We start from the raw sequence: 3,361 nt of genomic DNA, 5'->3' as shown, positions 1-3,361 counted from the left end.
AGGTCGCCTGCCTCCTGCCAGGCGGCGATGAGAGCCAGGCGCTGCTCGGTCTCGCCCTGCTTGCGGGCGTCGGCGGTGTGCATGTCGAGGCAGAACGCGCAGTGGTTGATCTGCGACGCGCGGATCTTGATCAGCTCGCCGATGGTGGGATCGACGTCCTTGGCTGACGCGGTGCTCAGCGTCATCATCGCGTCGTAGAGGCCCGGTGAGACCTTGTAGATGTTGAGGCGGCGGGTTGCGGTCTTGGATTCCAGTGTCTGCGTCATGACCACAACGCTAGCCAATAAAAGCACCGTGCCCATGGTTCAATTTGATGGTGGTTTCATGGGCCAATCCGGAGAGTCGCGATCTGCACCTGAACCTCGGGGAGGCCATTCGGCCGGGGACGCGGGGTGCCAGGGAGCTGTTGGTCAACGCCTTGCGCGACGCCGTGCGGTCAGGCCAGCTGGCCACGGGAACGATGCTGCCGCCGTCGCGGTCGCTGGCGGGCGACCTCGGATTGGCCCGCAACACGGTCTCGGAGGCGTACGCCGACCTGGTCGCCGAGGGCTGGCTGGCGTCGCGTCAGGGGGCGGGCACGTGGGTGGTCAACACCCGCGACGTCCACTCGCCGCACCGCCCGCGTGGCACCCCCGGGCAGCCGACGCACAACCTGATGCCCGGCTCACCCGATGTCGCGGCCTTCCCCCGAGCGGCGTGGCTGGCCTCGGCGCGCCGGGCGCTGAACGCGGCGCCGAACGAGGCACTGCGCAACGGCGACCCGCGCGGTCGGCCCGAACTCCGGGAGGCGCTGGCCGAATACCTTGGCCGCGCAAGGGGTGTACGCATCTCGCCGGACAACGTCGTCATCTGCGCGGGCACCCGCAACGCCGTCGAGCTGCTGGCCCGGGTGTTCTCCGGGCGCGGGCCGATCGCGGTGGAGGCATACGGCCTGTTCATCTTTCGCGACGCGATCGCGGCGATGGGCGTGCCGACCACGCCGATCGGGTTCGACGAGTACGGCGCAAGGGTCGACGAACTCGATGGCTCCGGCGCGGCGGCCGCGCTGCTGACACCCGCCCACTTCTTCCCCCATGGCGTGCCGCTGCACCCTGCGCGGCGGACCGCGGTGATCGACTGGGCTCGCCGCACCGGCGGATACCTGCTCGAGGACGACTACGACGGTGAGTTCCGGTACGACCGCCAACCGGTCGGTGCGGTGCAAGGCCTTGACCCGCAGCGGGTGGCCTACCTCGGGTCGGCCAGCAAGAGCCTGTCGCCCGCACTGCGGCTCGGCTGGATGGCGCTGCCCGACGATCTGGTGGAACCCGTCATCGCCGCCGCCGGGGGCCAGCAGTTCTACGTCAACGCCATCGAGCAGCTCACCATGGCCGACTTCATCACCAGCGGTCAGTACGACAAGCACATTCGCCGGATGCGCAACAGCTACCGCAGGCGCCGCGACGCCCTGGTGCGACGGTTGCAGGAGTTCGACGTCGCCATCACCGGCCTGTCCGCGGGCCTGCACCTGCTACTGCTACTGCCCGATGACATCGAACACGAGGTGCTGCGGCGCGCGGGCGATGCGGGTATCGCCCTGTCGGGATTGTTCGGGTTGCGCCATCCGCTGGCGGGGTCGGACGTCCCCGCCACGGACGGACTGGTGGTCAACTTCGGGGCGCCCGCCGACCACGCGTTCGCCCCAGCGGTGGACGCCTTGTGCGGCGTCCTCGATGCCAGCGGTCTGGCCGGTCGGGCGCTGTCCTCCCCGCGTTCGAGGTAGGGGAACGGCCGCAATCTCGGCTGCTCGAACGCGACGGTAGATTGCCGCACATGAGCGATGACAGGGTTCGGGTGCAGATCGGCGCCAGTGGTGTGGCGACGGTGACCATGATTCGCACCGACAAGCACAATGCGCTCGACCAAGCGCTGTTCGAAGGGTTGATGCAAGCAGCCGAACGGTTGGCCGCCAACGCAGCGGTCCGTGCGGTCGTGCTACATGGCGAAGGCAAGAGCTTCTGCTCCGGCCTGGACATCGCGAGCTTCATGACCGGACAAGGCGGAACGGACGTCCTGCTCGTCCGCGACGACGACCGCCTCGCGAACTTCGCTCAGCGAGTGGCCTACGACTGGTCGTTGGTGCCGGCACCGGTGATCGCTGCGATTCATGGCAACTGCTTCGGCGGCGGTCTGCAGATCGCGCTCGGTGCCGACATCCGGATCGCCGCGCCCGACGCGAAACTCTGCATCATGGAAGTCAAGTGGGGCCTCGTACCCGATATGGGCATCACGCAGACACTGCCACGGCTCGTACCGATCGATGTCGCGAAGGAACTGACGTTCAGCGGCCGCATCGTTTCCGGCAGTGAGGGTTCCGCGCTCGGGTTGGTCACGCGCACAGCAGAGGATCCGCTTGCCGCGGCGCTTGCGCTCGCGGAGGAGATCGCCCAGAAATCCCCCGACGCCGTCCGCGCCGCGAAGCGCCTCTACGACGAAACCTGGACCAGTAACGACAGTGCGGCTGCCCTGGTCCTCGAGACCGACCTGCAGGTCGGACTGATCGGCAAGGCCAACCAGATCGCCGCCGTCACAGCCGGAATGTCGGGAGCCCCGCCAGTATTCGTCGACCCGGCTTAGCGCGGTCAGCCTGCGGCAGTCTTGACCGCCACGGCCGCGGCCGGGACTGCCGGGCCTCTTGCCGTGACGAGCGCGGGCCGGTCGACCAGCGAAACGTCAACCCGCGCACCAGGAGCCAGGACGGATGCGTCGTGGCCAGGAACGTCGGCTTGGATTTCCAGTCCGTCGAGCTCGACGTGCAGGCGGGCGGTGGCACCACGGAACGACGACCGCGTGACCAGGCCGGCGCCGTTCGGCGCAGCTTGCAGCCGGACCGCTTCCGGGCGGACGAGCACGTCGACGTCGGCAACGGGCGGAACGTCGCCGTCGATCGGCAGGTACTGCCCGAGGACTGCAACCCGGTCACCGTCGACCACTCCGGGCATGTGGTTCATCGAGCCGATGAACTCCGCGACGAATGGGGTGGCAGGCCGCTCGTAGATGCGGTCGGGGGTACCCACCTGTTCGACGCGTCCCGCCCGCAGCACGGCGACCCGGTCGGCCATCGACAGCGCCTCCTCCTGGTCGTGCGTGACGAACAGCGTCGTGACGCCCAGTTCGATCTGTAGCCGACGGATCTCTTCACGCAGGCTCACTCGCACCTTGGCGTCCAGGGCCGACAGCGGCTCGTCGAGCAGGAGCACGCTGGGCTCCATGGCCAGCGCGCGCGCCAGGGCGACGCGTTGTTGCTGTCCACCGGAGAGCTGGTGCGGGTAGCGATCGCCCACACCGGGCAGGCCGACGAGCTCGAGAAGCTCGTCAGCGC

General features: G+C 68.7%; 3 protein-coding genes and 2 pseudogenes. 2 read left to right on the top strand and 3 right to left on the bottom strand.

The window, feature by feature from the left end; translation table 11 throughout:
- Positions 1-266, bottom strand: a 266-nt coding sequence (locus QOC69_RS31490; RefSeq protein ID WP_526446424.1) for a carboxymuconolactone decarboxylase family protein, incomplete at its 3' end; no start/stop codon positions are given.
- Between the two features lie 50 nt (positions 267-316).
- On the opposite strand from QOC69_RS31490, the gene pdxR reads away from it, so the two are divergent.
- A complete protein-coding gene (gene pdxR, locus QOC69_RS31485; protein WP_526446425.1) occupies positions 317-1,762 on the top strand; it encodes a MocR-like pyridoxine biosynthesis transcription factor PdxR in 1,446 nt (481 codons plus the stop codon).
- A 50-nt stretch (positions 1,763-1,812) separates the two neighbouring features.
- Positions 1,813-2,616: a crotonase/enoyl-CoA hydratase family protein gene (locus tag QOC69_RS31480; protein WP_526446423.1), complete on the top strand. Its 804-nt coding sequence runs from the start codon at positions 1,813-1,815 to the stop codon at positions 2,614-2,616.
- Between the two features lie 5 nt (positions 2,617-2,621).
- Here QOC69_RS31480 and QOC69_RS31475 read toward each other — a convergent pair.
- Both QOC69_RS31475 and QOC69_RS31470 read right to left on the bottom strand, forming a co-directional pair.
- Positions 2,622-2,831: pseudogene (locus tag QOC69_RS31475) on the bottom strand (hypothetical protein); the annotation flags it as partial.
- Between the two features lie 141 nt (positions 2,832-2,972).
- Positions 2,973-3,361, bottom strand: a pseudogene (locus QOC69_RS31470) (ABC transporter ATP-binding protein); the annotation flags it as partial.

This window comes from Mycobacterium sp. (genome assembly GCF_032162105.1).
Lineage (GTDB): Bacteria > Actinomycetota > Actinomycetes > Mycobacteriales > Mycobacteriaceae > Mycobacterium.
This window is presented reverse-complemented; position numbering and strand designations above follow the sequence as displayed.

What these genes read in the sequence shown, in the direction of transcription:
- QOC69_RS31480 (WP_526446423.1), top strand. Translation starts at nt 1,813, where the DNA reads ATGAGCGATGACAGGGTTCGGGTGCAGATCGGCGCCAGTGGTGTGGCG.